The following is a 26,970-nucleotide window of genomic DNA, read 5'->3' on the forward strand; positions in this document are numbered from 1 at the left end:
TCAGGAGGAGTGGAAGGGCAGTCCCGCGTCGGAGACCAGGTCGAGGTCGTCGGTGTCCTCGGCGGGCAGCAGGCTGGCGCTGCCGTCGCCGACCGGGACGACACCCAGCTCCAGCAGTTCGGCCATGGCGGCGCTGCCCGCCATGTCGCGCACCTGGAGCTGGTAGCGGGCGGTGGTGCGGTACGCGCCGCCGGAGTCGTCGCCGGTGCGCTGGAGGAAGCCGGAGTCGACGAGGAAGGCGACGGCCTTGGCGATGATGCCGGTGGTCGAACCGGCGAGCCGCCGCGCGTCCTTGGTGGCGCCGGTGGCGCTGCGCCGTGCGTAGGTCCGCCAGGCGGCTTCGAGGCCGGGCGCGTCGGTGGCCGGGTCGGTGTTCTCGCCCTGCTCCTCGGCGCGCTCCTCCAGGCGGCGGCACGCCTGCCGGACGAACGCGTCCACGCCGTTGACGGTGATACGGCCGATGTAGCCGTCGTCGGCGAGGTCCTCGGGGCGGGGGAAGGCCATGGCGGCGACGGCGAGGTGGGCGAGGCCGTGCAGGAAGCGGTCGGCGGAGTCGGCGGACGCGCGGCGGGCGTAGTCACCCATGCGTACGGCGAAGACGGAGTCCTCGTCGGCGGTGACGGCCATGCCGGCGCGCGGGGAGACCTCCAGGACGACCAGGCCGAGGCCGGTCGCGACGGCGTCGGCCAGGCGCGCGAAGGCGGGCTCGTCGCGGTAGCGGCGGAGCAGTTCGCCGTACTCGGCGTCCCGGGCGGGCAGCAGCTTGGGCTGGAGCCCGAAGGAGACCAGGCGCGCGGCGTCCGCGGCGTCGGCGGGCGTCACGGGCGCGGGGCCCGAAGGCGCGGCGGCGGGGCCGGGCGCGGACCACCCCGGGTGCTCCGCCACGGCGGTCGGGTCCCCTGCGCCGGGGCTTCGGCGCCGTCCTCGACGCCCGTTCCGTACTCACTCACGCCCGTACCTCCATGCGAACTTCCTTGTGCCGCCGTGCTGTCGGCGTCCTGCGCGCGTCCTGTCCGGCCGCCGGCATCACGCCACCTCCGAGCGGTCGGCGGCCATGCCCGCCGCGTCCAGCAGGGCCTTGCCGACGATGAGGTCGGCGCCGCCGAACTCCTCGTCCTCCAGCACGGTGCCGTCGTCGACGGCGAAGAGCAGCTGCTGTTCGCCCTGGCGGTAGGCCGTGCCGACCGGCGGGCTGGCCGCGTGCACCGCCAGCAGGGCGACCAGGTACGGCAGGTCCGGGTCGCTGCGGCGGGCCTCGGCGAGCAGTCCGGACAGCCGGCGGGGCGCGTCGGCGGGCAGGTCGAGCAGGGCCTGGGCGGCTTCCAGCTGTTCCTCGGAGAAGCGGCTGTCGTCCGGGGTGGCGATCAGGTCCGGCTCGGGCATCTCGGCGCCGAGGTGCTCGCGCTCGACGGGCGGCTGGAACAGCAGGCCGACCAGGTCGCCGAGCCGTACGGAGGTGCCCGTACGGAAGCCCGTGCCGCGCGCGAAGAAGGCGTCGGTGACCCGGATCGCCTGCTCGACGGGGAGCGGCAGGACCGGGGCGACCAGCTGGCCGTACAGGTCGAGGCCGGAGCGGCCGGCGGGCGGCGCGAACGCCTGGCGGTCCTGCTCGGCGCGGAAGAGCGGGCCCGCCTCCAGCAGCCGGGACTGGAGCTGGGTGTGCCGGCGGATGCAGTCCCTGACGATGTCGACCAGCTCGGCGGCGCGCCGCTTGTTCTCCTGGTCCTCGGTCTCGTCGCGGGCCTTGCGGATGTTGGTGAGGATCGCGTTCTCGTGGCGGTAGCGGTCGGCCACGTGGTCGAGGGCTTCGGCGATCATGTCGGGGACGGCGCGCAGCCAGTCCACCGCGCGGACGTTGCGGCGGGTGGCGTCCAGGGTGCGGCGCAGCGTCTCGGCGTACTGCACGGTGCGGTAGCGGGCCTGCTCGGCGGCGAGCTGGGCGTCCGCCAGCCGGCCGCGGCTGATGAGCACCTCCAGCTTGACCTCGGCGGCGATCTGGGCGCTCGTCACGTCCGTGTCGAGGGCGCCGACCAGGACGTTGACGGCTTCGTCGGTCGTCCGGAGGTAGACCCCGCCGCCCGGCCCCGGGACCTCCTCGATGAGCTTGAAGTCGTAGTCCCGGCGGACGTACTCGCCCTCGGGGCCGAACGTGCCGTACACGGCGCGGAAGCCGCGGTCGACGCTGCCGACGTTGATCAGGTTCTCCAGCACCCAGCGGGCGACGCGCTCGTGCTCGGCCGCGGGGCGGCGCGGGGTCTGCGCGGCGATGCGCGGGAGCAGCCTGGCCACTATCTGCTCGTGGTCGGCGCCGGTGTCGAAGTCCATGTGGAGGGTGACCAGGTCGATGGCGGCGAGCGCCACCTCCGCCATCGCGTACACCCCGTACTCACCGGCGAGGTTGGCCTTGCGCGCGTCCAGGTCGTGCAGCGGCGCGGTGCACGCGAGGGCGCGCAGCCGGCGGGCCAGGCCCTCGTCGGCGGCCGGGCCCGGCGCGGGCCGGGAGGGTCCTTCGGACCGGGCCACGCCGTTGAGCTGGGACGCAGCGGTCCCCGGGGCAGGAAAAGTCACGTCGCACAGCGTAGGCGCTCGCACTGACAACGGACGAAACGGCACGGGGCCGAGGTCAGTGCGTGGCGCCTCCGACGGCCTTGATGTCCGTATTTGTACGCACGGCGGTGGCGGCGATCACACCCAGCCCCTCGGCGACGGCGCTCACCGCGAGTGAGGGCAGCGACCGGCCGGCGACCTGATGGGGAGCGTACGGCACGTGCACGAAGCCGCCGCGCAGCGCGGGCCGCTCGGTCGCGATCAGGTGCATCAGGTCGTAGAAGACGTGGTTGCAGACGAAGGTGCCCGCGGTGTTGGAGACGGAGGCCGGCACCCCCGCCTCCCGTACGGCGGCCACGCACGCCTTGACCGGCAGCGCGGCGAAGTACGCCGCGGGGCCGCCGGGGACGATCGGCTCGTCGATGGGCTGGGCGCCCGCGACGTCCGGGATGCGGGCGTCGTCGATGTTGACGGCGACCCGCTCCACCGTCAGGTCGGGCCGGCCGCCCGCCTGGCCGACGCAGAGCACGATGTCGGGGTCGTGCGCCGCGACGGCCTCACGCAGGGCGGTGCGCGAGCGCCCGTAGACGCAGGGCAGTTCGACGGCGGTGATCTCCAGCCCGGCGGGCGGCTCAGCGGCGGCGGCCCGCACCGCCTCCCAGGAGGGGTTGGAGCTCTCGCCGTCGAAGGGCTCGAATCCGGTGAGCAGGATGCGGGTCGTCCGCGTCATGGCGTTCCCTGTGGTTCGTGAGCCGCGCGGTGCCCCCGGTCCGTGTGCGGTTCGTGTCGTGCGGTGCGTGTGGTGCGGTACGTGTCGTGAAGTGGTGAGCGGGGCGGGTGGGCGCGGTCAGAAGGCGAACAGGGCCATGACCACGATGTTGCAGCCGAGCAGCACGCCGGCCGTGGGCAGTTGGGCCTTGATCGGCCCGTACTGGTCCTTCAGCTCCAGCAGCGCCGACGGGACGATGTTGAAGTTGGCCGCCATCGGGGTGACCAGCGTCCCGCAGAACCCGGCGAGCATGCCGATGGCCAGGACGGCGGGCGCGTCGCCGTGGAAGTGCTCGATGAGCACCGGCCAGCCGACCGCCGCGGTCATCACGGGGAAGGCGGCGAACGCGTTGCCCATGATCACGGTGAACAGCGCCATGCCGATGCAGTAGACGACGACCGCGACGTACAGGGAGTCCTCCGGCAGGACCGAGGTGGCGAGCTTGCCGACCTGGGTGCCGACGCCGGAGAGCTGGAAGATGGTGCCCAGGGTGGCGAGCAGCTGCGGCAGCAGCATCGCCCAGCCCATCGACTCCAGCATGGAGCGCCCGGCCTGCACGGGGACCGCTATCCGCTTCTCGCGCAGCATGATCATGCCGACGACGAGGGCGACGACGGCGCCGATGCCGAGCCCCAGGATGGTCTCGCTGCCCTCCTGGAGGATCGGTTCGCCGCCGATCGAGAGCTTCTTGACGAGGACCGCGCACACCAGCGCGACGACCGGGATGGCCAGCGCGGGCACGAACAGCTTGTTACCCAGCTTCAGGGCGCTGGCCTCGCGCTGTTCGGGCGTGGTGGTGCGCGGCGTACCGCGTCCGGTGAAGCCGAAGCCGGCCAGCAGGACCATGATCAGGACGGCCGCGCCCAGCGGTTCGGCCGGGGCCTTCTTGTCGACGACCCAGCTGCTGTAGACGAAGCCGGCGCCGAGCAGGCCCCAGAAGGCGGTGGTGCCCAGCCGCTTGGGGTTGCTGCGGTCGGTGAGCATCTGGGAGGCCATCACCAGAAAGCTCAGGCCGACCAGCCAGTAGAACCACTCTGCTTTGATCACTTGGCTGCTCCCTCGGCGACGGGCTCGATGTTGGCGGCGACCAGTTCGCGTTCCAGGTACCGGTCCAGGCGCAGCAGCCGCCAGCCGTGCACGGCGAAGGCGCACAGCGCGGAGGGGATCGCCCACAGCGCCAGGTGCAGCGGCTCCAGGTGGGTGTTGTACGTGGTGTTGACGAAGCTGGTGATCAGCAGGATCGAGCCGACCGCGAGGAAGACGTCCTCGCCGAAGAACAGCCCCACGTTGTCGGCGCTCGCGGAGAACGAGCGGACCTTCTCCCGGCCCTTCTCGGTCAGCCGCCCGTGCTTGCGCTCGGCTGCGCCCTCGGCCATCGGCACGGCCAGCGGGCGCACGGTCTGCGCGTGTCCGAAGACGTGCGTCAGCCCGACGGCCGCGCCGATCTGCCGCATGCCCAGGTAGAGGGCGAGGAAGCGGCCGGTGGTCAGCTTGGCGAAGCGGGCGATCAGCCGGCGGGCCTGCTCCTGGAGGCCGTAGCGCTCCAACAGGCCGATCACCGGGAGGGTGATCGCGAAGATCGTCACCGCCCGGCTGCTCGCGAAGCCGGTGCCGAAGGCCGCCAGGACCTCCTGCGGCGACAGGCCGCCGAGGAGGCCGGTGACGATGCCCGCCACGCCCACGACCAGCAGGGCATTGCGTTTGGTGGCGAAGCCGACCACGACCACGAGCACGCCGAGAAGCACGATCATGGGTCCGCCTTCCGCATACGGGACCCCACGCGGACCGTGAGGAGGATGCGAGGAGGTTAGGCGATTGTTCAACGATCCGACAAGGGGTTGACGGGAGCGAAACCCCCGTGTCCCTACACGCCCTCCTGCGCCGCCATGCGCTGGGCGTACGCCCCGGAGAGCTGCACCCGGGAATCCTCCAGATAGGCCTCCAGCAGCAGCTCCGCGGCGGCCCCGTTCCCGGCCTGGAGCTCTTCCAGAATCTGCCGGTTGCGGGTCAGGTACGGCGCGTGGAACCGGCGCGGATCGTCCATCACGTGGAAGACCAGCCGCAGTTCCGCGAGCACCCCGCGCATCAGCTCGTCGGTGCGCGGACTGCCCGCCAGGCCCGCCACCGCCTGGTGGAAGCGGAGGTTCGCGGTGCCCAGATCACGCCAGGCGCGCTCCTCGAAGGCGGACTCGCCGGCCACCACGGCCGCCTCCATCGCCCCCACCGGGTGCGGCGGCTCGCCCAGGCCGCGTACCGCGGCGCACTCCACGAGCGTACGGACCCGGTAGATGTCGTCCAGGTCCGCCACCGTCACGATGCGCACGAAAACCCCGCGGTTGAGCTGGTGCACCAGCAGCCGCTCGTGCGTGAGCAGGCGGAACGCCTCCCGCAGGGTGTTGCGCGAGACCCCCAGGGCCCCGCCGATGCTCTCCTCGGACAGCCGCGCGCCGGGCGGGAAGTAGCCCTCGGTGATGCGGTCCCGGAGAATGTCGGCGACCCGCTCCGCGGTGCTGGAGCGCCCGAGCAGCACCCGGTCGCCCGCCAGCTCCGAGACCTCGGCGAGCCTGTGCCGGTCGCCCCGTGTCATCCCGCCCGCCATCGTCGTCCCCGCTTTCGCCCCGTACGTGCACCCCGTGTGCTGTGAGCGGCAGTCAATCCCAGATGGCAGAACGAGACAACACACCTCTTGTCGGATCGTTGAACGATCGCTTACGTTGGCCTGACCACCGGCCGGCCCGAGTGCCCTCAGGGGGAGAGCCACTACGGATACGGGCCGGCCGGTCCCGAAACCTCTGCGAACTGTGCGCCGGCCCGCGCGGCGGCCACCTCCGGAACGGACTTGCGACTTCTATGAGCGACCCGGTGACCACCCCCTCGTCGACCTCAACGCCGACCTCGGGGAAGGCTTCGGACGCTGGGAGCTCACCGACGACGAGGCCCTGCTGTCCGTCGTCACGAGCGCCAACGTGGCCTGCGGTTTCCACGCCGGGGACCCCAGCACCATGCGCCGGGTCTGCGAGCTGGCCGCCGAGCGCGGCGTGGTCGTCGGCGCCCAGGTCTCCTACCGCGACCTGGCGGGCTTCGGGCGCCGCGCCATGGACGTACCGCCGCGCGAACTGGCCGACGAGATCGCGTACCAGATCGGCGCGCTGGAGGTCTTCGCCCGCGCCGCCGGCACCCGGGTCGCCTACGTCAAGCCGCACGGCGCGCTCTACAACCGCTGCGTCCACGACGAGGCCCAGTCCGCCGCCGTCCTGGAGGGTGTACGGACCGCCGGCACCCCGCTGCCCATCCTCGGCCTGCCCGGCTCCCAGCTGCACGAGGCGGCCCGCCGCGTCGGCCTGCCCGTCGTCGGCGAGGCGTTCGCCGACCGCGCCTACACCCCCGAAGGCACCCTGGTCTCCCGCCGCGAGCCGGGCGCCGTCGTCCACGACCCCGACGAGGTCGTCAAGCGCGCTCTGGGCATGGCCACGGAAGGCACCGTGACCGCCGTCGACGGCAGCACCGTGAAGATCGAGGCGCGCTCGCTGTGCCTGCACGGCGACACGCCGGGTGCCGCGGACCTCGCGCGACGGGTGCGCGACGAGCTGACCGCGGCCGGCGTGCGGATCGGCAGCTTCGCGTGAGCACCGGCACCACCGGCGGCCGTGCCCCGGCCGGCCGGTCGCCGCTGCCCCTGCGCCCGCTGCCGGTCGGCGACCACGGGCTGCTGGTCGAACTGGACGACGCCGCGGCCGTCGAGGCCTTCCACGCCGAGCTGCTGCGCCGCGCCGCGGCGGGCACCCTGCCCGCGGTCCGCGAGATCGTCCCGGCCGCCCGTACGGTCCTGCTCGACGGGCTGGCCGACCCGGGACGGCTGGCCGCCGAACTGGCCGGCTGGGACATTCCGCCGGTCACCGCCGGCGACCGGCCCGCCATCGAGATCCCGGTGCGCTACGACGGCCCCGACCTCGCCGACGTGGCCGCCTTGTGGGGCACCACGCCCGAGGACGTGGTCCGTATCCACTCCGGCACCGAATTCCACGTCGCGTTCTGCGGGTTCGCGCCCGGCTTCGGCTATCTGACGGGTCTGCCGGAGCGCCACCACGTGCCGCGCCGCGCCACCCCGCGCACCAAGGTCCCGGTCGGCTCGGTCGCCCTGGCGGGTCCGTACACCGGCGTCTACCCGCGCTCGTCGCCCGGCGGCTGGCAGCTCATCGGTACCAGCGACGTCGAACTGTGGAACCCGGACCGCGATCCGGCGGCCCTGTTCTCCCCGGGCACCCGCGTCCGCTTCATCCCGGTTTCGACGGAATCCCAGGAGGCCTGATGACCGACCGTGCCTTCTGCGTCGTACGCGCCGGAGCCCTCACCACCGTTCAGGACCTCGGCCGCGCGGGCCACGCCCACCTCGGCGTGCCGCGCGCGGGCGCCTTGGACGAGCCCGCCCACCGGTTCGCCAACCGCCTCGTGGGAAATCCGGAGACGTCCGCCACCCTGGAGACGACCCTTACCGGCTGCGCCGTACGGGTCCGCACGGACACCGTCGCCGCGGTGACCGGCGCGCCCTGCCCGGTCACGGTCGACGGCCGCCCCGCCGCCTGGGGCGCGCCGGTACGCGTCCCGGCGGGCGCGGTGCTGGACGCCGGACCGGCCACCGCCGGACTCCGCTCGTACCTCGCCTTCGCCGGCGGCGTCGACGCGGAGCCGGTGCTCGGCAGCCGCGCCGCCGACCTGCTCTCCGGTCTCGGACCCGCGCCGCTGTCCGACGGCGGCGTGCTGCCGCTCGGCACCCCGTACGGCCCGCCCGCCTCCGTGGACGCCGTACCGCGCTCGGGGCTGCCGCTCAAGGAACTGGTGCTGCCCTGCGTACTGGGTCCGCGCGAGGACTGGTTCACCGAGGCGGGCCTGCGCACGCTCACCACCGGCCGTTTCCGCGTCTCCTCGGCGAGCAACCGCATCGGCCTGCGCACCGAAGGGCCGTCCCTGGAACGCCGCAAGGACGGGGAACTGCCCAGTGAGGGCATGCCGCTGGGAGCGCTTCAGGTCCCCCGAACGGCCTGCCCGTGCTCTTCCTCAACGACCATCCGACGACGGGCGGTTATCCGGTCGTCGGCGTCGTGCCGGAGCGTTTCCTCGCCGCGGCGGCCCAGGCCGCACCGGGCACATCCGTCCGTTTCGTCCCCCGGCGCTCACGCGCCTCCGGCTGATCCGTCCGGCTTGCCGTAACCGCCGCCGCCCGGCGTACGGATCACCAGCACGTCCCCCGCGCCGATCTCCGCCACGTCGCAGCCCTCCAGGGCTTCCTCCGTGCCGTCGGCGCGGCGGACCAGGTTGGCGCCCGTCGCGCCGGGCCCGCCGCCCGCCATCCCGTAGGGCGGCACCCGGCGGTGGCCCGTGAGCAGCGCCACCGTCACCGGTTCCAGGAAGCGCAGGCGGCGTTCGACGCCCCGGCCACCCCGCCAGCGGCCGTCGCCACCGCTGCCCTCGCGCACGGAGAAGCTCTCCACCCGCACGGGGTAGCGCCACTCCAGGACCTCGGGGTCGGTCAGCCGGGAGTTGGTCATGTGGGTCTGCACGGCGTCCGCGCCGTCGAAGCCGTCACCCGCACCCGCGCCGCTGGCGACGGTCTCGTAGTACTGCACCCGGTCGTTGCCGAAGGTGAGGTTGTTCATCGTGCCCGAGCCCTCGGCCTGCACGCCGAGCGCCGCGTAGAGCGCGCCGGTGACGGCCTGCGAGGTCTCCACGTTGCCCGCGACCGTGGCGGCGGGGAATTCCGGCGCGAGCATCGAGCCGGGCGGGATGCGTACCTCGACGGGTTTCAGGCAGCCGCTGTTGAGGGGGATGTCCTCGGCGACGAGCGTACGGAAGACGTAGAGCACCGCCGCCATCACCACCGAGCTGGGCGCGTTGGCGTTGCCGGGCAGCTGCGCCGAGGTCCCGGCGAAGTCCAGTACGGCACTGCGGGCCGTACGGTCCACGGTCAGCGCGACCTGGATCACCGCGCCGCCGTCGGTCTCGTAGCGGTACGAGCCGTCCGCCAGGTGCGCGATGATCCGGCGTACCGATTCCTCGGCGTTGTCCTGGACGTGTCCCATGTAGGCGCGCACCACGTCCAGCCCGAACTGCTCGATCGTCTTCCGCAGTTCGCGGATGCCCTTCTCGTTGGCGGCGATCTGGGCCCGCAGGTCCGCGATGTTGGCGTCCGGCGCCCGTGACGGATACGGCCCGGCGGCCAGCAGTGCGCGCGTCTCCTCCTCGCGGAGCCTGCCGTCCCGTACCAGCAGCCAGTTGTCGAAGAGGACGCCCTCCTCCTGGATGGTGCGGCTGAAGGCTGGCATCGAGCCCGGGGTGATGCCGCCGATCTCGGCGTGGTGGCCGCGCGAGGCCACCAGGAACAGCAGCTCCTCACCGGCCTCGTCGAAGACCGGGGTGACGACGGTGACGTCCGGCAGGTGCGTCCCCCGTGGTACGGGTCGTTGACCGCGTACACATCACCGGGCCGCAGGTCTCCGTCCGGGCCGCGCCGCCGCCTGAGCACCTCCTTGATGGACTCCCCCATCGACCCGAGATGCACGGGAATGTGCGGGGCGTTGGCGATGAGGTTGCCTTCGTGATCGAAGAGGGCACAGGAGAAGTCCAGCCGCTCCTTGATGTTGACCGAGTGGGCGGTGTTCTCCAGACGGACGCCCATCTGCTCGGCGATCGCCATGAAGAGACTGTTGAACACTTCCAGCATCACCGGATCGGCGTCCGTGCCGACCGCCGGAGCGCCCGCGCGGGGCCGCGCCCGGGTCAGCAGCAGATGACCGCGCTCCCCCGCGCGGGCCTGCCAGCCGGGGTCCAGGACCGTCGTGGCGTCGTCCTCGGCGATGATCGCGGGACCGGTGAGCGTGTCACCGGGACGCAGGCCGCCGCGGGCGAACACGCCGGTGTCCTGCCGGCGCCCCTGCGCGAACATCCGTACCGTCGCGACCGGCCGCAGCGCCCCCGCCCGCTCCCCCGTCGGCACCTCGTGCCCGGCCGTGCCGCCCGCGGCGCCCACCGCCTCCACCGACACGGCCTCGGCGATCAGCGGCTTGTCCATCGTGAACCCGTACCGCGCGCGGTGCGCCCGGACGAACGCGGCGGCCATCGCCCGCGGCGTGTCCAGCGCCACGCCGATCGCGGAGTCCGTCCCGGCGTAACGGAGCATCACCCGCCCCCGGGTGGTGACGCTCTCCTCCGGGACACCGTCGTCGAGCAGTTCGCGGCGGGTACGGGCGGCCAGCCGGCCGCAGACACCGTGCACCTCGGCGAGGTCCGTCGCGTCCGACTCCGGGTCGATCTCCGCCTCGACGGCCTGTTCCCGCATGGCCGTCGCGTCGGCGACCCCGATGCCGTACGCGGACAGCACCCCGGCCAGCGGCGGTACGACGACCGTGCCGATGCCCAGCGCGTCGGCGACCGCGCAGGCGTGCTGGCCGCCCGCGCCGCCGAAGCTGGTGAGCGCGTAGCGTGTGACGTCGTAACCGCGCTGGACGGAGATCTTCTTGACCGCGTTGGCCATGTTCAGCACGGCGATGTCCAGGAAGCCGGCCGCGACCTCCTCGGGTCCGCGCCGGTCGCCGGTGGCCTCGGCCGCCTCCTCGGCCAGCCGGACGAAACGCTCCCGTACCGTCGCGTCGTCCAGCGGCTGGTCGCCGCCGGGCCCGAACACCGCGGGGAAGTGCGCCGGCTGGACGCGTCCCAGCATCACATTGGCGTCCGTGACGGTCAGCGGGCCGCCGCGCCGGTAGCAGGCCGGGCCGGGGACCGCGCCGGCCGAGTCCGGGCCGACGCGGTAGCGCCGCCCGTCGAAGTGCAGCACCGAGCCGCCGCCCGCCGCCACGGTGTGGATGTTCATCATGGGCGCCCGCATCCGTACGCCCGCGACCTCGTTGCCGAAGATCCGCTCGAAGGACCCCGCGTAGTGCGACACGTCGGTGGAGGTGCCGCCCATGTCGAAGCCGATCACCCGGTCGTACCCGTCGCCCGCCTCGGCCGAGGAGCGGGCCATCCCGACGACGCCGCCCGCCGGGCCGGAGAGCACCGCGTCCTTGCCGCGGAAGTGCGCGGCCTCCCGCAGCCCGCCGTTGGACTGCATGAACATCAGCCGGACGCCCGGGAGTTGGCGGGCCACCTCGGTCACGTACCGGCCGAGGACCGGCGACAGATAGGCGTCCACGACGGTGGTGTCGCCGCGCGGCACCAGTTTCATCAGCGGGCTGACCTCGTGCGAGCAGCTGACCTGTGTGAACCCGGCCTCCCTCGCCAGGGCGGCGACGGCCTTCTCGTGGTCGGCGCGGCGGTAGCCGTGCAGCAGGACGACCGCCGCGGCGCGCAGCCCGTCCCCGTACGCCCGCGCCAGCTCCGCCCGTACCGCGTCCGTCTCCGGCGGCTTGACGACCGCGCCCCGCGCGTCCACCCGTTCCGGGACCTCGATCACCCGCTCGTACAGCGCCTCGGGCAGCACGATCCGCCGGTCGAAGATCCGCGGCCGGTTCTGGTAGGCGATGCGCAGCGCGTCCCGGAAGCCCACGGTGGTGACCAGGACGGTCGGCTCGCCCGTGCGCTCCAGCAGGGCGTTGGTCGCCACGGTCGTGCCCATCTTGACGACGGCGATCCGCTCGGCGGGCACCGGTGCGCCGGGGGCGAGCCCCAGCATCGCCCGGATGCCGGCGACGGCGGCGTCCTCGGTGCTCCCGGGGCGGTGCGAGAGCAGCTTGCCGGTGACCAGCCGCCCGTCCGGACGCCGCCCCACCACGTCCGTGAACGTGCCGCCCCGGTCGATCCAGAACTCCCAGCGTCCCGTCATGCCGCCATTGTGGCAGCGGGCCGGGCGACACCGGCGTTTCCGGCCGCCGGTCCGCCGGGCGGGCACCGCGGGCCGTCCGGAAACGGCCGGCGGCCTCCGGCGCAATTCAGCTCATCGCCTTTACGCCCCCGCGTTCCCCCCGCGGAAACGTCACTTCCGCGGTACGTCCATCAGCTCGTAATAGTTCCCGAACAACCCCCACGACCTGCGGCTTCTACTCAAACGGGTGTTGCTTCCCGGAATCCTTTTACTAGCTCTTGGTTTCCTGGGACCGTCGGGTCAAGAACACCCCAAGGACCCGCGCCCTGCGGGCCCGAGAGGCAGGAGAACCATGCAGCACGGCAGCGCCCTGCGCGAGGCGGTCGGCTCGCCTCGCACCACACCGCTCATCGGTATCTACGACATGTATTCGGCGTCCATCGCGGCCCAGCACTACGACGGCATGTTCGTCTCCGGATTCGGTTTCGCGGCATCCTATTACGGCCTGCCCGACATCGGATTCATCGCCTGGCCGGACATGGTGCAGTTCACCGAACGGCTGCGCCTGGCCTTTCCGTCCCACCACCTGCTGGTGGACATCGACGACGGCTACGTGGACCCCGAGGTCGCCTGCCACGTCGTCCAGAGCCTGGAGCGCGCCGGGGCCTCCGGCGTGATCCTGGAGGACCAGAAGCGCCCCCGCCGCTGCGGTCACGCGGACGGCAAGCTGATCCTCCCCTGGAGGAGTACCTGGACAAGCTCAACCTGGTGCTGAGCAGCCGCACGGACCTGGTCGTGGTGGCCCGTACGGACGCCACGGAGGAGGCGGAGATCCTCCGGCGGGCCGCGGCGCTCGCCGAGACGGACGCGGACGTGGTCCTCGTGGACGGGGTGCGCAGCGTGGAGTGGATCGAACGCATCCGGACCGTCGTGGGCGGCAAACCGCTGCTCTTCAACCAGATCGCGGGCGGCAAGTCGCCCCGCCTGTCGCTGACCGAACTCACCGATCTCGGTGTGGACGTGGCGATCTACAGCACCCCCTGCCTGTTCGCCGCGCACGGCGCCATCGACGGAGCGCTGGCCGACCTGAAGAACGCCGACGGCCGGCTGCCCGTCACGGGCCAGACGGGCAGCGTCGAACTGCGGTGCGCCACCGAGCTGCTGGAGAAGAACATCAGCAGGCATCACGCCCACCGCGCACCGGCCCCCGTCTGAGAAGAGGCTGACCGTATGGCACCGAACCCCTTCCGGGGCGGCGCCGGGCGGCTCCGGGACCGCGGCACGCGGTCCCGGACCGTGCGCCCGTCCACGCTGTCCCTCGCCGTCGCGACCGTACTGAGCGTGCTGTGGGGCGGCGGCGCCGCCCAGGCCGCGGCACCGGGGCCGACGGTCCCGCCGCCGGCCCCGCCGTGCGACTCCCAGGACGACGAGGACGAGACCCCGCCGCCGCCCCGCGCGGGAACGTCCGTCGGCCTGCTCGTCGTCGACAACTCCTCGGCGGACTCCTGGCTGGAGGTCGACCGGACGCTCAACACCCTGCTGGCCGGCAAGGGGACGGCGGGCAGCGACCACGACGGAGGCGGCGGCGCCATCGACGTACGGACCCGGGACGCCAACGGCCCCGGCGCCGACCCGTCCCGCGTCGGCCACCCGCCCTGGCAGACCGGTGACGATGAGTGACCCGACGCCGGCCGCCCGCACGGCGCGCCGGCTGCTACGAACGGTCGATCCCTATGTGGCGGCCCTGCTCGGCACCGTCCTGTTCGCCACCGTGCTGCCCGCGACCGGAGCGGGCGCCGTGGCCGTGGACACCGCCGCCGACCTCGCCATCGGCCTGCTCTTCTTCCTCTACGGAGCGCGGCTGTCCACCCGCGAGGCGCTGCACGGACTCCGGCAGTGGAAGCTCCACCTGCTCACCGGGGCCAGCACCTTCGTCCTGTTCCCGCTGCTCGGCCTGGCGGCCGGCGGCCTCGTCCCGTTCCTGCTCTCCGACCGGCTGTACACGGGACTGCTGTTCCTGTGCGTCGTCCCCTCGACCGTCCAGTCCTCGATCGCCCTCACCTCCACGGCCCGCGGCAACGTCCCGGCCGCCATCTGCGCCGGCACGTACTCCAGCCTGTTCGGCATGGCCGCCACCCCGCTGCTTGCGGCCTGGCTGATCGGCTCCGCCCTCAGCTTCTCGGTGGCGGGCCTGCTCTCCATCGCCACCCATCTGCTGCTGCCCTTCCTCGCCGGGCAGGTGCTGCGCCGCTGGCTCGGCGGCCTCCTCGGCCGTCACAAGAGACCACTCGCCCTCCTGGACCGCGCCTCGATCCTCCTCGTCGTCTACACCGCCTTCAGCAAGGGCATGGAGCAGGGGATCTGGCACCAGGTCACCCCCGCCCGGCTGCTCGCCCTGCTGCTCCTGGCCGCGGGCCTGCTGGCCACCGCGCTGCTCACGACCTCGCTGGCCGCCCGGCGGCTGGGCTTCTGCCGGGCGGACCGCATCACGATCGTGTTCTGCGGTGCGAACAAGAGCCTCGCCACCGGGCTGCCGATGGCCGCGGTGCTCTTCGGCGGCGCGGCCGGCCTGGTCATCCTGCCGCTGATGCTCTACCACCAGCTCCAGTTGATGGTCTGCGCGGTCGTCGCCGCCCGCTGGGCCCGTCAGCCGGAGGGCACCCCGGCCACTCCGGAGCCGTCGTTGCGGCTGGGGCCGAGGACGGTCGAGGGGGAACCGTCGGCCTGAAACCCCCGTTACGGGTGGGCGTTCGGGCGTAGGTACGGACGCGTGTACGGGCGGCACGGCGGCGTCGTGGGCCGCGAGGAACGCTGCCACCGCCGGCTGCCACCCGTAGCCCTCCGCGCGCTGCCGGGCCGCCGCACGGCGCTGCGCTTCGGGACGCCCCAGCACCCGCAGCACCGCGTCCGCGAAGGAGGGACCGTCGTCGAGGGCGGTGTCACCACCGGGCCCGACCAGCCCCGCGAGGGCCGACGCGGCACTCGCCACGACCGGCGTCCCGCAGGCGAGCGCCTCCAGGGCCGCCAGTGCGACCGTCTCCGCCGGGCCGGGCGCCAGCGCCACGTCCGCGCCGGCCTGGAGGTCGGCCAGCTCACCCGGGTCGGCGACATGCCCGAGGAACGCCACGGGCAGCCGTTCCGTACGGGCCCGGGCCGTCAGACGGGACCGCAGCGGCCCCTCCCCCGCGACCACCAGCACCGCGTCGACACCGCGCCACCGCAGCTCCGCCAGCGCGTCCAGCGCGCGCCCCGGCCGCTTCTCCGGTGACAGCCGCGAGCACAGGAGCAGGAGCACATCGGCGCCGCCCGCGCACCGGCGCCGCAGTAGCGGGCTGCGCAGGGCAGGGTGCCGGGCCGCCAGGTCGACGCCCAGCGGCGCCCGTACGACGTTGCGCGCGCCGACCCGGGCGAACTCGGCCGCCGCCCATTCCGTCGTGCACACCACCCGGCTGTACGTATGTGCGGTCCGGGCGTTGATCCGGTCGGCGGCGGCGCGCGCCGGTCCGCACGGTACGCCCCAGGTACGGAGCACGCCGTCCACGCTCTCGTGCGCCACCGCCACCGCCGGGACGCGGGCCCGCCGCGCCCATGCGCCGGTCCACCGCAGCGTCGTCCGGTCGGAGACCTCCAGACGGTCGGGGGCCAGCGTCTCCAGGAGGCGCCGGACTTGGCGCCGGTCGGCCAGCACGCGGTACCCGCCCGTGCCGGGCAGCACCGGGCCGGGCAGCGTGATCACCCGCCCCTGGACGGTGTCCTCGTCGTCTGCGACCGGCCCGGGCACGATCAGGACCGGATCGTGCCCGGCAGCGCGGTATCCGGCGCCCAGGGCCTCCAGGGCGGAACGCAGCCCGCCCGGCTCCGGCGTCACGAAGTTCGCGAGCCGTACGATGCGCAGCCCGGCTCCGACGTACCGGGTCTCGTCGAGGACGAACCGCGCGGACCTGCCCGTTCCCGCCGTCATACGGCCACCGCCGTCCGGCCGGCGAGCACGTCCTCGTAATGGCCCAGCAGCTCGTCGCCGGCCACCTCCCAGGTACGGTGCTCCACCGCCGCGCGGCCCGCGGCGCCCAGGCGTGCGCGCGAGGCCGGGTCACCGGCCAGCAGCAGGACCCCGTCACGCAGCGCCTCCCCGTCCCCCGGCGGCACCAGCAGCCCCGTACGGCCGTGCTCGACGAGGTCCAGCGGGCCGCCGGCGTCAGGCGCCACCACGGGTACGCCGCCCGCCATCGCCTCCAGGACGGTCTGGCAGAAGGTGCCGTAGCGGCCGGTGTGCACGAAGACGTCCAGAGAGGCGACGAGCCGCGCCAGTTCGTCGCCCGTACGGCTGCCCAGGAAGCGCACACCGGGCAGGGCGGCGCGCAGGCCCGGGGCGCTCGGCCCGTCCCCGATCACCACGGTCCGTACGCCGGGCAGCCGCGAGACCGGGGCCAGCAGCCGCACCTCCTTCTCGGGCGCGAGCCGCCCGACGTACCCGACGAGCAGGTCACGTCCCGCGGCGAGCGAGCTGCGCAGCACCTGGTCGCGGCGGGCGGGGTGGAACCGCGTGGAGTCCACGCCGCTCGGCCACAGCCGCAGCCGGGGCACGCCGTGCGCGGCCAGGTCGTGCAGGGCGGAGGTGGACGGCGCGAGCGTCCGGTCGGCCGCGGCGTGCACCGTCCGCAGGCGCCGCCAGGCCGCGGCGCCCCCGGTGCGCAGGTAGGCATGGGCGTAGCGGCCCAGGTCGGTCTGGTAGACGGCGACGGCGGGCACGCGTCGCCGCGCGGCGAGGGCCATCGCGCGGGCCCCGAGGACGAAGGGCCCGGCCAGGTGCACCACGTCCGGGTCGTGCCCGTCCAGCGCGGCGGCCAGTCGGCGGCCGGGCAGGGCGACCCGGACCTGCGGGTGACCCGGGAACGGCACCGAGGGCACCCGGACGACGGGGCAGGGGGCGCCCGGTCCGCCGTCCGGTGTCCCGTCGGCGCCCGTCGGGGCGACGACGAGCACGTCATGCCCGCGCCGGACCAGGTGCCGGGCGGTTTCGAGGGCGCCGAGGGCGACGCCGTTGACGTCGGGCGGAAAGGACTCGGTGACGATGACAACACGCATACGGCTGTTGTCGGCCCACCGGGCGTGGGCCGGGCCACGGGGATCTTTCCAGCCGGGGAACGTCCCATGAGCGTTGGCGCCCGCGCCGGGGCTCGGGCGCCCGGCGCGGAGGGCCCGCGCGCCCTCACGCCCCGTGCGCCCCGTGCGCCCCCTTGCGCTCTCCGCCGCTCAGAGCGCCGGCGCGTCCGGCCCGAACCGGCTGCGTACCGCCGTCTGCACCTCGGCCTCCTCGGCCGGATCGGCGGCCAGTCTGCGCAACTGCTCCACGACCCGGTCGTCACCGGTCGCCGCGTGCCGGGCGGCCAGCTCGCGGGTGCTCTCCTCGCAGTCCCACAGGCACTCGACGGCGAAGCCCGCCGGGAACCCGGGGTCGGTGACGGCCAGCGCGCCCGCGGCGCGGCCTCTGAGGTGGGAGGAGGAGGTCTCGCGGTAGATGTGGCGCAGCACCGGTGCCGCGCAGGCCACGCCCAGGCGGCCGGCCCCGTCGACCAGCTCCCACAGGCCGCCCGCGTCCGGTCCCTCGGTCCGCACCGTACGGCGCAGGGCCGCCAGCACCAGATCGGCGTCGCCCCGGCTGCCGCGGCGGGCCAGCATCGTGGCGCCGGCCGCGCCGAGGGGGTCGGGGCGCGGGGCCCACCGGCGGGCCCGTTCGACGGCGGCCACGGCGCGCATCCGCTCGAAGGCGGCGAGCGCGGCCTCGGCGAGCGGGCGGCTGGAGAAGGGGTCGGCGGCCGCGGCCTCGATGAGGTCGAGGGCCTCCGGGTCGCCGCGCTCGGCGAGGTGGCGCAGGGCGGCGGCACGGGCGGCGTCCGGGCCGGTGCGCGCGGCGCGCAACAGCTCAGGGCGGTCCTCGGGGCCCGCGACAGCGGCCAGGCAGCGCGCGGCCGGGACCTGACGCCACTCCTCCGGGTGCAGCTCCAGGCCCTGCTGGGCCCAGTCCAGTACTTCGGTGACGCTCCAGCCGGGGCGCGGCCCGCTCGGCCGCATCTGACGCTGCCACCGGTCGAAGCAGCCCTGTTCCTGGGCGGCGCGGATGCGTTCGCCGTAGCGGGGGTCCTCGGCCCACAGCCGCCACGGGCGGGGCTCGAAGGCGTCGCGGACGGCGGCGGCCAGCTCGGCGTCGCCCTCGGGGGTGTGCGGGAAGCGGGCGAGGACCGCGGGGGCGAGGGTCGCCAGTCCCGCGTCGTCGTCCCGCAGCGCGAGCTCGTCCAGGGCCCAGCGCCAGTTCGTGCCGGCGGCGGCGTAGCTGCGCAGCAGGAGGAGGGCGGCGTCCCGGCCGTACGCGGCGAGGTGGCCGAGCACGGCGAGGGCGAGGCCCGTGCGCTCCTCGCCGGGGTCGGTGAGGTCGTCGGGGTGGAAAAGATGCCGTTCGATCTCTTCGAGTCCGCCGTCGAGCTGCATGTAGAGGCGCGCGTAGTACAGGGAGCGGTTCTCGACCTGCCAGTCGCGGCGGGGGTCGCGCAGCACGCTGTCGTTCAGTGCCGCGAGCGCCTCGGCCCGCGGCGCCGCGAGGGCGTGCAGGGTCCCGTCGCCGCGGCCTCGCTGCAGGAGGCCGAGCAGGGTGCCACTGGGCGCTATGTCTGGATCGAACATGAGGTCAGCATCCGGTGCGGGGGACAGGCTGGCAACGGGATTTCCGCTGACCGGCATTCTTGCCGGTGACCACGGGTCGTATGCGTCGTTCCCACCATGGATCGGTGGGACCGAGCGCGCTACGGCGGCCGAAGCCTAGCCTGGAACGCCAGGTTCCGCTGATTCGGCCGAAGGTTGCCCCAGGAAGGCCGGGGGCATATGCCAAATGCACCACCGTATCGGGTAATGCCAAATCCCTTACGGGCGGTCGCAGCCTGTGCAACAGTCGTTACCGGCCCTTCCGTCAGACCAGGCCCCGGCGCCGCCTGATATCGGAGAACGTCATGCCGTCCCATCTGTTCGCGGACCGACCAGCCGCCCAGCCGCCCGAGCGCGACGTGGTCGAGGCCCTGATCACCCAGGCACGCCGGCTGCGGGGCGGCCTGGACGCCGTACGCCGGGAGACCTCGGCCGGCGGCGACGAGCCCGAGGACGCCCGGCTGCGCTGGCAGCGGGCGCTGTGCGACCTCGCCGTCCATCACCTCGACGACCTCGGCGGACACCTGGACCAGCTCCGGGAGGGCCTGCCCGCCGACCCCGGCGCGGCCCCGGACACGGCGGAGGCGACGGACGACGACCGGCTGCCGGTGGCGCCGCCCGAGCCCGCGGGGCATCCGCGCGGCTCGCTGCTCAGCCGGGTCGGCAGCGCCGAGTGGAACCTCCTCACCGACGAGGTGAGCTGGTCCGAGGAGCTGTTCGGGATCTTCGGCAGGGACCCGGCCGAAGGGCCCCTGACGCTGGACGAGCTGCCCTCCCTGGTCTTCTCCGAGGACCAGCAGCTGCTGACCACGATGGTCACCGACTGCCTGGTGGACGGCCGGCCGATCGACGACGAGTTCCGCATCGTACGGAGCGACCAGAGCGTCCGTACGGTGCACATGGTGGGCGAGCCGGTGCTCGAAGCCGACGGCAGCACGGCCTGCATGTGGGCCGTACTGCGCGACGTCAGCGAGCTGCGCCGCAGCCAGCGGGCGGTGCGCGAGACCCGTGACTCGCTGCAGCGTCAACGGCACATGGCGCAGACCGAGCACCGGCTTGCGGTAGAGCTGCAGGAAGCCGTGCTGCCGCCGTGGCGCGGCTCCCTGCGGTTCCCGCAGGGCGGACCCGTCGCACTCGACCTCGCCGCCCGCTATCTCCCTTCCGGCACCAGCGCCCTGATCGGCGGCGACTGGTACGACGCGTTGCAGCTTCCGGACGGCCGGACCCTGCTGAGCGTCGGCGACCTGACCGGCCACGGCGCCACCGCCACGTCCGGCATGGCCATGGTCCTCGGCGCGCTGCGCGGCATGGCGGTGGCCGGTCAGGAGCCGGGCCCGCTGATGGGCTATCTGAACCAGCTGCTGGACACCTCCGCGCAGCCCGCCCTCGGCAGCGCGGTCTGCTGCCGTTTCGACCCCGCCTCCCGTCAGCTCGTCTGGGCCCAGGCCGGGCACCCCGCCCCGCTGCTGTTCCGCGACGGCACGGGAAGCCCGCTGAGCCCTCCGGAGGGCGTCCTGCTCGGCGCCACCACCGGAGCCGCCTACACGCAGCGGTGCGAGCAGCTGGAGCCCGGCGACCTGCTGGTGCTGCACACGGACGGCCTGGTGCCACGCCGGTCGCACGGCGCGCTCGCGCCCCACGAGGGTGCCGCGCGCCTCCTGTCGCTGGCACCACGGTTCGCCGCCGCGCGTAACGCGCAGGACTGTGTCCGCGTCGTCGCCGAGGAGTTCGGCGGTGCCGAGCGCGAGGACGACGCGTGTGTACTGATCGCCAGGGTGAGCGGGTAGCGGAAACCCTTGCGCGGTGTCTGTAGGAAGCGGTGTCTGTAGGAAGCGCTGTCCGTATGTCGCGATGTTTCGCACGGCCAGGACCGGGGTCACGGGTCTTGGCTCGCCTTGTTCTCGTCCGGTTCCCTGGTTCTCGTCCGGTTCAGGTCCCGCCGGCGGCAGCCGGCGTCAGACCCGCAGATTGCTGCCCATCGGGCCGATCCCCGGGCCCAGCCCCTTGTTGTTCTTGGCCTTCGGCATCACCCGCTGGATCTCCTCCCGCAGGTCCTGGATCTTGGTGTAGTTCGTGTACTGGTTGGTGAGCCGGTACATCTCGCGCAACCGGTCCCAGGTGCGGTGGGAGGAGTTCTCCTTGATGGACACCAGGGCCAGCCGGGCGTAGCGGTCGGCCTCTTCCGGGTCGTTGCCGATGAAGCAGGCCGAGGCCATCGAGAGGTAGTCGAAGATGGTCGACCGCTGCCGGCCCGCGTCCCGCAGCCGCAGCGCCTGCTTGGCGTGCGCCTGGGCGATCTTCGCCGCCCGCGGGTCGTGTTCGGCCAGCGTACGGAAGGCCAGCGCCTGCATACCGTGCATGTCCGCCTCGTCGAACATCTGCATCCAGCTCGGCGGCGGCACGTCGCCCCGGTCGGCGACGAAGAGTTCCTCCGCCTCGCCCAGGGTGCGCCGCATGGCCTGGCCCTGTCCCTTGCTCGCCTGGGCCCACGCCTCGATGGTGCAGAGCATCGCGCGGGTCCGCGGCAGCGTCTCGGCGCCGGAGCCGGACTTGGCCAGCTTCATCAGGTCCAGGGCGTCGTCGGGACGGCCCAGGTGCACCATCTGGCGGGCCGCCCGGGAGAGCGCCTCGCCCGCGCGCGGCCGGTCGCCGCCCTCGCGCGCCGCGTGGGCGGCGATGACGAAGTACTTCTGGGCGGTGGGCTCCAGACCCACGTCGTGGGACATCCAGCCCGCCAGGACGGCGAGGTTGGCCGCCACCCCCACAGCCTGCGCTGGAGGTGGTCGGGGTGGTGGTAGGCGAGCATCCCGCCCACCTCGTTGAGCTGGCCCACCACGGCCTTGCGCTGCAGCCCGCCGCCGCGGGCCGCGTCCCAGGCGCGGAAGACCTCGACCGAGCGCTCCAGGGCGTCGATCTCCTGCGACCCCACGGGGGCCGCCTCGTAGCGGTCGTAGCCGATCTGGTCGATGGAGTGGTAGTCGAACGGGTCGTCGAATCGGGGGCGTCGGCTGCCAGCGCCGGGTCGGTGTGCAGCCAGTCGTGCATGGCGCTGCTGAGTGCGGAGCCCGCGGCGAGCGCCGCGCCCGCGCCCACCAAGCCGCGTCGGTTGAGCATGAGGTCCATTCCCGTGAATTCCGTGAGGACCGCCGCCGTTCGCTCGGGCGGCCACGGGAGACCGTCCGTGGCCTGTTTCCTCCCCGCGCGCCCGGAACGACCGAACCCGAGGTCCTCGATGGTTACGACACGGCCGAGACGCTCGGTGAACAGGGCGGCGAGCACCTTGGGCACCGGGTCGCGCGGGGTCTCCCCCGTGTCGATCCAGCGCCGTACCCGCGAGGTGTCGGTCGCCAGCTGCGGATGCCCCATGGCGGCCGCCTGCCGGTTGACCAGTCTCGCCAGCTCGCCCTTGGACCAGCCGGCCAGGCCGAAAAGGTCCGCGAGACGGGTGTTCGGCTCCCTGTCCACGTCAAGCCCCCAGGTTCCTCGACTGACTTGACAGTAATGGGCCGCCGAGGACGCCCGCGAGCATTCGCCAGGGTTCGCCAGGGTCCGCCAGATGGTCTGCCACCCGCGCCCGCGTGTTCTGTAGAAGTGCAGCCCCCGGCCCGGTGTCGGTACCGCATTCCCCAGGGTGCGGACACCGGATCCGGGGCCTTCGGGCCCCGGGTCGCCGGGCCGGGAGCCGCACTGCAACTCGTCGGCGCACGAAGGGATCTGTCTCACCCATGTACGCAGCATCGCCCGCCGTGAGCGCCCCGAACCGGCCGTACCGTCCGCAGCCTCCGGGAAGCGGGCCGTATCTCGATCCCTCCCAGTCGACGGGGGCGGTTTCCGGCCTCACCGGCGGCCGCAACCGGCGGGTGCAAGGGGGGCACCCAACCGCTCAGCGGGAGACTCGACTTGTCCGGCCCCCAGGGTGCCCAGCTGCGCGCCGCGGTCGCCTCCGTGCACCGTATCTGTCCCGAGTTCCACCCGGTCCAGGTGCTGCGCCGGAGCGGCAAGTCCGTCCTCCTGGTGGGCACCACCGGCCGTACGACCGCGGTCGCCAAGTGTTTACTGGACCACTCCCCGCGTGGGCCGAGCGGTTCCGGCACGAAATAGCTGCGTATCGGTCCTTCGTACGCCACCGTCCGCCGGTGCGCGTACCGAGGCTGGTCGCCGCGGATCCTGACAACTGCACCCTGGTCGTCGAGCGGATGCCCGGCCGGGTCGCCTCCCTCCAACGGCATCCGACCGAAGCACCGCCGCGCGCCGACGTACGGGCCGCGCTCGGCGCGATCTGCCGGGTCAACCTCTGGCGGCCGCCGGCCGGGATGTTCGACGCGCCGCTGGACTACGCGGGCCGCATCGGGCGCTTCCACGACCTCGGTCTGCTGACCGACCGGGACCTGGGCGACCTGCAGAAACTGCTGCACGGCCTGGCCCACACCCAGGGCCAGTTCTGCCACGGCGACGCGCTGCTGAACAACGTCCTGCTCTCCCCCGCCGGGCCGGTGCTGCTCGACTGGGACTACGCCGGCTGGTACCTGCCGGGCTACGACCTCGCCACCCTGTGGTCGGTGCTCGGTGACGCCCCTGTGGCGCGCCGCCAGATCAGCCAGCTCGCGCAGGCCGCGGGACCGGCCGCGCGGGACGCCTTCCTGGTCAATCTGATGCTGGTGCTCACCCGCGAAATACGGCGTTACGAAACCGCCGTGCAGCGCACCATGCGCGAGCCCACGCCGACGGGCACGCCGGGGGCGGGACACCCCGGTGCGCTGGCCGCGGGCGAGGAGCAGCGGCTGCTGCTGCGTCGGCTGCACGACGACTGCCAGATGGCACGCCGTGCGGTACGGGCGGCGGTCGGCACCCGCTGATCCGCCCAGGGGGCATGTGAGCGGCACGCCGTAGAGGCGTGCCGCTCACTCGTGCGGGCCGGGGGCCGCCGCCGTTCTCGTACGGGGTTCCGGGGAGCGCGCTGACATACGAAACCCTTGGGGCGCACGGTGATTGACGGATCGTCGGCCAGGCGATAGCTGTAAGAACCCCGTTCCGCGCACGGCCGTACGCTCACCATCCGTCAGACGCCCCGGCTCGTCCCGGTCGGCCACAGGAGGCTGCGTTGCGAGGATCCGACGAGAAGAGAACCCCCGCTCCAGAGCGCGCAGGGCCGCCACCGCCGTCGCGGCGGCGGCCTTGGTGCTGCCCCTGGTCTCCGCCGCGCCGTCCGCCCCGGACGGGCAGCCCCGCGCCGCGGCGGCCCGGCCCGCCGCGGGCTCCCTCCAGCAGGCGTTCGCGGACGCCGCCGCGCGCCACGGCGTCCCGCGGGACGTGCTGCTGGCCGTCGCCTACATGGAGTCCCGCTGGGACGGGCACGGCGGCGCGCCCAGCGTGTCCGGGGGCTACGGCCCGATGCACCTGACCGACGCCCGTACGGCGCTGGCCGAGCGGCCGCACCACAGCGACGGTGACGAGGACCCGCGCGGCGACGACTCCCGCGCCCGCAAGCGCGCCTCCGCGCAGCTCCCGGCCGCCACCGCGCTGCCCGCCCGGCTGCGCACCCTGGAGCGGGCGGCGCGGCTGACCGGGCTGCCCGCAGAACGGCTGCGCCGGGATCCGGCGGCCAACATCCGCGGCGGTGCGGCGCTGCTGGCCGAGGAGCAGCGCCGCCTGGGGCCGCGCTCCGCCGATCCGGCCCGCTGGTACGGGGCCGTCGCCCGCTACCCGGGCGCGGACGACGCCCGGACGGCGGCGGGCTTCGCCGACGACGTGTACGAGGTCCTGCGGCAGGGCCAGTCCCGTACGACCGACTCCGGCCAGCGGGTGACGCTGCCCGCCACGCCGGGGCTGACGCCGGACCGGGCGCAGCTCGGACGCCTCGGTCCGCGGTCCGCCGCCGCGCCGGCGGGCGGCCGCCTCGAATGCCCGCGTACGGTCTCCTGCGTGTCCGTGCCCGCGCCGTACGAGGAGTTCGGCGACGGGGACTACGGCAACCACGACAAGGCGGACCGGCCGCGGGACCAGCGGGTCGACGCCATCGTCGTGCACGACACCGAAGGGTCGTGGGAGACGACGCTGAAGCTCATCAAGGACCCGACGTACGTCTCCTGGCACTACACGATCCGGTCGGCGGACGGGCTGATCGCCCAGCACGTGCCGACGAAGGACGTCGCCTGGCACGCGGGGAACTGGTACGTCAACGCGCACTCCGTGGGCATCGAGCACGAAGGGTTCCTCGCGGCCCCGGACGCCTGGTACACCGAGACGATGTACCGGGCCTCGGCACGCCTGGTGCGCTACCTGGCGCGCAAGTACGACCTTCCGCTGGACCGGCAGCACATCATCGGCCACGACAACGTGCCGGGCACCACCCCCGCCACGATCAAGGGCATGCACACCGACCCGGGCCCGTACTGGGACTGGGCGCACTACTTCCGGCTGCTGGGCAAGCCCTTCGTACGCACGGCGGGCCCCGGCGGCGGCCTGGTCACCGTCCGCCCCGACTACGACCGGCACCGGCCCGTCTACACCGACTGTGAGAAGCCGGGTCAGCCGTGCGCGCCGCACGGCTCGGCCGCGGTGCGCCTGCACACCGAACCGAGTGCGAGCGCGCCCCTGGTCGAGGACATCGGGCTGCGCCCGGACGGCAGCCCTTCGACGACCGGGGTGAACGACACCGGCGCCCGTGCCACCACCGGCCAGCGGTACGCGGTCGCGGAGCGCCGGGGCGAGTGGACGGCCATCTGGTACCTGGGCCAGAAGGCGTGGTTCCACAACCCGCCGAAGCAGACCACCGCGGTCGACGCGAAGGGGCTGGTGATCACGCCGAAGGCGGGCCGGGCGGACATCCCGGTCTACGGCCGGGCGTACCCGGAGGCGGCGGCCTACCCGGCGGGCGTGCCGGTGCAGGCGGTCACCCCGCTCCCGTACAAGCTGCTGTCCGGCCAGCGCTACGCCGTCGGCAACCGGGTGCGCGGCGAGTACTTCTACGCCCCGACGTACGACCTGTCCCGGCACGCGGTCGTGCGCGGCGAGGATGTCTACTACGAGATCCAGGTGGGGCACCGGGTGGGCTACGTGCGGGCGGCCGATGTGGATGTACGGTCTTCTTCGCAACGGTGACACGGGCGGGCACGGCGTCCGGGTTGGACGCCGTGCACCACTCGCCGTTCAACCACTGCGCTCGCCCGTCAGTCCCATGTGTTGAAGAGGACCCCGCCCACCGTGGTGATGCCGTAAAAACGCACCTCACGCCATTCGCCCTCGGTGAGCGCCGAAGGGGCCAGGCTGGTGAGCGGTGTGGCGAGCTGCTCACTGCGCAGGACCTCGAAGCCCGCGGCGGTGAAAGGCCCGGCCCAGGCCGGGGGCGCGAGGAATTCCTCCCCGTACCAGTGCCGGCGTTCCGGGGAGAAGGCGATCCAAGGGTGACGGGCGTGGCACAGGACGATGTGCACGCCTGCGCGGCCGGTGACCGTCGCGGTGTGGAAGGTCCGCGGGTACGCCTGTTCCCGCACCTCGCCGACGGTCCCTCCGGCGAGACGGGCGGCGGCGTACAGAGCGGTGCGGAACTTCCGGAGACCGGTCTCCGGCAGCGGCCCGTCCTTCGGCCGGAAGAAGCCCGTCGCTCCCCGTGGCAGCACGCGTCCGGCGCCGCCGTCGCTGAACACCGTGCTCACCCCTGCTGGAACATCTCCGCCGGCAGCGGCTTCAGGAGGGCGTACAGGTCGTCGGTGATCGGCCGGTCCCAGCTGGCGATGGTGACCAGGACGCCGTCGCTACGGTCGAACTGGGCACAGGAGATCCGGCCCTCGGAGCACTTGACGCGCTTGACGATCAGCAGGTTGTCGTCGTGCATGACCGGAGTGTCCTCGGTCTCGACGACGGTGACCGGCTCGTCGTTCTCCAGCGCCGCGAGGAGCTGCGCCACCTCGAACGGCACCTGGCCGTCGGCGAGGTCGCGCGCCGGGGAGCCCTCCGGGAGGTTGCCGATGATCATCGCGGGGCCGCGGCCGCCGAACAGGTCGTAGCGCAGGAAGACTCCCTGGCAGCTGCCGTCGGGGGCGGGCAGCAGTCCCGCTCCGAGATTGCCGGGCCAGTCCCCGGGGTCCATGGCGAGGACGTCGAAGTCAGGCCCGGCGGGCGTGGCTGCGCTGCGGCGGCGGAGGAAGGACATACCGCCATCGTA

At 73.6% G+C, this 26,970-nt stretch carries 16 protein-coding genes and 6 pseudogenes; 9 read left to right on the plus strand and 13 right to left on the minus strand.

Annotation, left to right across the window (positions count from 1 at the left end):
- The 6 genes from ACEXOX_RS09435 to ACEXOX_RS09460 all read right to left on the minus strand — a co-directional run bounded on the left by ACEXOX_RS09435 (position 1) and on the right by ACEXOX_RS09460 (position 5,915).
- Complete coding sequence (locus ACEXOX_RS09435) at positions 1-885, minus strand: hypothetical protein (RefSeq protein WP_406519933.1); 885 nt, start codon at positions 883-885, stop codon at positions 1-3.
- Positions 886-1,026: 141 nt separating this feature from the next.
- Positions 1,027-2,568: a membrane protein gene (locus ACEXOX_RS09440; protein WP_030018124.1), complete on the minus strand. Its 1,542-nt coding sequence runs from the start codon at positions 2,566-2,568 to the stop codon at positions 1,027-1,029.
- A gap of 55 nt (positions 2,569-2,623) precedes the next feature.
- Positions 2,624-3,277: a pyroglutamyl-peptidase I gene (gene pcp / locus ACEXOX_RS09445; protein ID WP_406519934.1), complete on the minus strand. Its 654-nt coding sequence runs from the start codon at positions 3,275-3,277 to the stop codon at positions 2,624-2,626.
- Between the two features lie 117 nt (positions 3,278-3,394).
- Complete coding sequence (locus ACEXOX_RS09450) at positions 3,395-4,363, minus strand: DUF979 domain-containing protein (RefSeq protein WP_406519935.1); 969 nt, start codon at positions 4,361-4,363, stop codon at positions 3,395-3,397.
- The gene (locus tag ACEXOX_RS09455; protein ID WP_030018127.1) at positions 4,360-5,067 is read right to left on the minus strand and encodes a DUF969 domain-containing protein; all 708 of its coding nucleotides are present in this window, start codon (positions 5,065-5,067) and stop codon (positions 4,360-4,362) included. Before ACEXOX_RS09455 ends, ACEXOX_RS09450 begins: the two co-directional genes overlap by 4 nt.
- Before the next feature lie 113 nt (positions 5,068-5,180).
- On the minus strand, positions 5,181-5,915 hold the full coding sequence (locus ACEXOX_RS09460) for a GntR family transcriptional regulator (protein ID WP_406519936.1): 735 nt from the start codon (positions 5,913-5,915) through the stop codon (positions 5,181-5,183).
- 202 nt (positions 5,916-6,117) lie between these two features.
- Between ACEXOX_RS09460 and ACEXOX_RS09465 the strand changes: the two genes are divergently transcribed.
- The 3 genes and pseudogenes from ACEXOX_RS09465 to ACEXOX_RS09475 all read left to right on the plus strand — a co-directional run.
- Entirely contained in the window at positions 6,118-6,942 is an 825-nt protein-coding gene (locus ACEXOX_RS09465) for a LamB/YcsF family protein (protein WP_406519937.1), read from the plus strand.
- 50 nt (positions 6,943-6,992) lie between these two features.
- On the plus strand, positions 6,993-7,625 hold the full coding sequence (gene pxpB / locus ACEXOX_RS09470) for a 5-oxoprolinase subunit PxpB (protein WP_406526276.1): 633 nt from the start codon (positions 6,993-6,995) through the stop codon (positions 7,623-7,625).
- Positions 7,625-8,421 (plus strand): annotated as a pseudogene (locus tag ACEXOX_RS09475) (biotin-dependent carboxyltransferase family protein); the annotation flags it as partial. The gene pxpB and the pseudogene ACEXOX_RS09475, both read left to right, overlap by 1 nt.
- A 66-nt stretch (positions 8,422-8,487) precedes the next feature.
- Here the strand turns inward: ACEXOX_RS09475 and ACEXOX_RS09480 are convergent.
- Positions 8,488-12,131 (minus strand): annotated as a pseudogene (locus ACEXOX_RS09480) (hydantoinase B/oxoprolinase family protein).
- 331 nt (positions 12,132-12,462) lie between these two features.
- Here ACEXOX_RS09480 and ACEXOX_RS09485 point away from each other — a divergent pair.
- The 3 genes and pseudogenes from ACEXOX_RS09485 (at position 12,463) to ACEXOX_RS09495 (ending at position 14,838) form a co-directional block, all read left to right on the plus strand.
- Positions 12,463-13,325 (plus strand): annotated as a pseudogene (locus tag ACEXOX_RS09485) (oxaloacetate decarboxylase).
- Positions 13,326-13,340: 15 nt separating this feature from the next.
- Positions 13,341-13,790: a hypothetical protein gene (locus ACEXOX_RS09490; RefSeq protein WP_406519938.1), complete on the plus strand. Its 450-nt coding sequence runs from the start codon at positions 13,341-13,343 to the stop codon at positions 13,788-13,790.
- Positions 13,783-14,838, plus strand: coding sequence for a bile acid:sodium symporter family protein (locus tag ACEXOX_RS09495; RefSeq protein WP_406519939.1), 1,056 nt, complete (start codon positions 13,783-13,785; stop codon positions 14,836-14,838). The genes ACEXOX_RS09490 and ACEXOX_RS09495 overlap by 8 nt, the downstream gene beginning before the upstream one ends.
- Before the next feature lie 9 nt (positions 14,839-14,847).
- Here ACEXOX_RS09495 and ACEXOX_RS09500 read toward each other — a convergent pair.
- The 3 genes and pseudogenes from ACEXOX_RS09500 to ACEXOX_RS09510 form a co-directional block, all read right to left on the minus strand.
- Positions 14,848-16,071: pseudogene (locus ACEXOX_RS09500) on the minus strand (glycosyltransferase); the annotation flags it as partial.
- Entirely contained in the window at positions 16,068-17,195 is a 1,128-nt protein-coding gene (locus ACEXOX_RS09505; RefSeq protein ID WP_406519940.1) for a glycosyltransferase family 4 protein, read from the minus strand. The pseudogene ACEXOX_RS09500 and the gene ACEXOX_RS09505, both read right to left, overlap by 4 nt.
- 168 nt (positions 17,196-17,363) lie before the next feature.
- Positions 17,364-18,788, minus strand: a complete 1,425-nt coding sequence (locus ACEXOX_RS09510) for a hypothetical protein (protein ID WP_030018138.1) — start codon at positions 18,786-18,788, stop codon at positions 17,364-17,366.
- A 323-nt stretch (positions 18,789-19,111) separates the two neighbouring features.
- On the opposite strand from ACEXOX_RS09510, the gene ACEXOX_RS09515 reads away from it, so the two are divergent.
- Positions 19,112-20,593 (plus strand): PP2C family protein-serine/threonine phosphatase, encoded by a 1,482-nt coding sequence (locus ACEXOX_RS09515; RefSeq protein ID WP_406519941.1) that lies wholly within the window; start codon positions 19,112-19,114, stop codon positions 20,591-20,593.
- 168 nt (positions 20,594-20,761) lie between these two features.
- Here ACEXOX_RS09515 and ACEXOX_RS09520 read toward each other — a convergent pair.
- Positions 20,762-22,271 (minus strand): annotated as a pseudogene (locus ACEXOX_RS09520) (hypothetical protein).
- A 260-nt stretch (positions 22,272-22,531) separates the two neighbouring features.
- On the opposite strand from ACEXOX_RS09520, the pseudogene ACEXOX_RS09525 reads away from it, so the two are divergent.
- Positions 22,532-23,662, plus strand: a pseudogene (locus ACEXOX_RS09525) (aminoglycoside phosphotransferase family protein).
- A gap of 253 nt (positions 23,663-23,915) precedes the next feature.
- Positions 23,916-25,907 (plus strand): N-acetylmuramoyl-L-alanine amidase, encoded by a 1,992-nt coding sequence (locus ACEXOX_RS09530; protein WP_406526277.1) that lies wholly within the window; start codon positions 23,916-23,918, stop codon positions 25,905-25,907.
- 68 nt (positions 25,908-25,975) lie between these two features.
- Here ACEXOX_RS09530 and ACEXOX_RS09535 read toward each other — a convergent pair whose 3' ends face one another.
- The gene (locus ACEXOX_RS09535; RefSeq protein ID WP_406519942.1) at positions 25,976-26,461 is read right to left on the minus strand and encodes a hypothetical protein; all 486 of its coding nucleotides are present in this window, start codon (positions 26,459-26,461) and stop codon (positions 25,976-25,978) included.
- The gene (locus ACEXOX_RS09540; RefSeq protein WP_030018143.1) at positions 26,458-26,958 is read right to left on the minus strand and encodes a hypothetical protein; all 501 of its coding nucleotides are present in this window, start codon (positions 26,956-26,958) and stop codon (positions 26,458-26,460) included. The genes ACEXOX_RS09535 and ACEXOX_RS09540 overlap by 4 nt, the downstream gene beginning before the upstream one ends.
- Between the last annotated feature and the right edge of the window lie 12 nt (positions 26,959-26,970).

Source organism: Streptomyces sp. Ac-502 (genome assembly GCF_045222935.1).
In the GTDB taxonomy this organism is placed as follows: domain Bacteria; phylum Actinomycetota; class Actinomycetes; order Streptomycetales; family Streptomycetaceae; genus Streptomyces; species Streptomyces monomycini.